Origin of the sequence: Streptomyces exfoliatus (assembly GCF_000725545.1) — a bacterium.
In the GTDB taxonomy this organism is placed as follows: domain Bacteria; phylum Actinomycetota; class Actinomycetes; order Streptomycetales; family Streptomycetaceae; genus Streptomyces; species Streptomyces exfoliatus.
The window spans coordinates 2,966-4,195 of record NZ_KL647057.1 but is presented as its reverse complement, the minus strand read 5'-3'; the positions used below and the strand labels follow the sequence as shown (position 1 = coordinate 4,195).

2 protein-coding genes and 1 pseudogene are annotated in these 1,230 nt (G+C 67.9%); all 3 read left to right on the top strand.

Going from position 1 to position 1,230, the window contains the following annotated elements:
- Positions 1-596 (top strand): SUKH-4 family immunity protein (locus tag IO20_RS0136145; RefSeq protein ID WP_245685180.1); only part of this gene is annotated, 596 nt, incomplete at its 5' end.
- 77 nt (positions 597-673) lie between these two features.
- Positions 674-922 (top strand): annotated as a pseudogene (locus tag IO20_RS0136140) (helix-turn-helix domain-containing protein); the annotation flags it as partial.
- Between the two features lie 35 nt (positions 923-957).
- Positions 958-1,230, top strand: a 273-nt coding sequence (locus IO20_RS41110) for a hypothetical protein (protein ID WP_211270476.1), incomplete at its 3' end; no start/stop codon positions are given.

Sequence of the window (1,230 nt, the reverse complement as noted above, 5' to 3'; positions counted from 1 at the left end):
GGTCAGGAGCACAGCCGATGGAAGAGGGCCGTTCGATGGCGACGTACGACCAGCTGACCGAGTGGGCCAGTCTGGGGCATGTCACGAGAGCCGGACGGGACGTGGTGGCCGACTGGCGGATCCCGGACTCCGCGAAGGCGCAGCTTGTCGAGGTGGGCATCCCGGTAGCTCCGCGCCTCATCGAACGAGTCGTGATGCAGAGCGAGGCTGAGCCGGCCCTGCTCACGTCCCGGGGCCCGCTCTACCGTCTCACCGAGCAGGCGGACCCTGATGAGCCGGCCGAGCGGTCATCGTTCGGCGTCGAGCCGCAGACCGGGGCGGTCTACTTCGTCACGCCGGATGGGGAGGCATGGTTCGCCAACTCTGGCGTCGACGTGTGGCTCGACGTCCTTCACCATTACGGCAGTCGCGTCACCGCCTCAGAGCTTCTCAGCGAGCCGGACGGTCCCGAGGAGTACCTCTCCGAAGAGGAAGAAGAGCGGGCTTTCGCCGAGCTGAACCGGCTGGCCGAAGAGCTGAAGGAGATCGATCCGGCGGCCTTCAGCGGCTACGAGGATTTTCTCTGGCCAGGGCTCCTGGACCGCTGGCTCTACTGACCTTGGCCGGCAGGTCCAAGGGCCTGTAGGTCTGGACCGTGCAGGGATGCCGGACCCACGACTGAGATGATCTTCTTGTGGGGGCTGTGATCACGGCGTCGGAGCCGTCATGGATAGCGCCGTACTCCGGGCTGAGTCCGAAGCAGTTCGGGAAACTGATCACCAAGCTGCGGCGCGGAGGCCCGCCCCTTGTTTGCAGGGGCCGTCCGTGGAGTCTGCCGCTGGAGGACCGGGTGTTGCTGGTTGCCGCGTACTGGCGGACGAACCTGACCTTGCGGCAGCTGGCTCCCTTGTTCGGGATCTCGAAGTCGGCCGCGGGCCGGATCGCATCGAGCCCGTCGGCGACCGGGCGAGGCGTGCCGTGAATCTTGTCCGCGGCCCATGCCTCGAGGCTCTCGGCAAGCGCCGGGCCGGGCATGCCGCTGCGATTGCGCCGACCGTCGCGCGCCCACTGCAGTACGGCCTCGTTCCAGATCCGGCTCCCGGTGAATTCCTGGATCCGGGCCGGGGACAGGACCTGCTCCCGCTCTGCCACGACGGCCGCGCTCAGCAGGTCCTCAACCAGCGCCTGCAGTGCTGTCGCCTGTGTGATCAGGTCGCCGGGCTTGGGGTCGACCGCGACCGGGACCAGGGC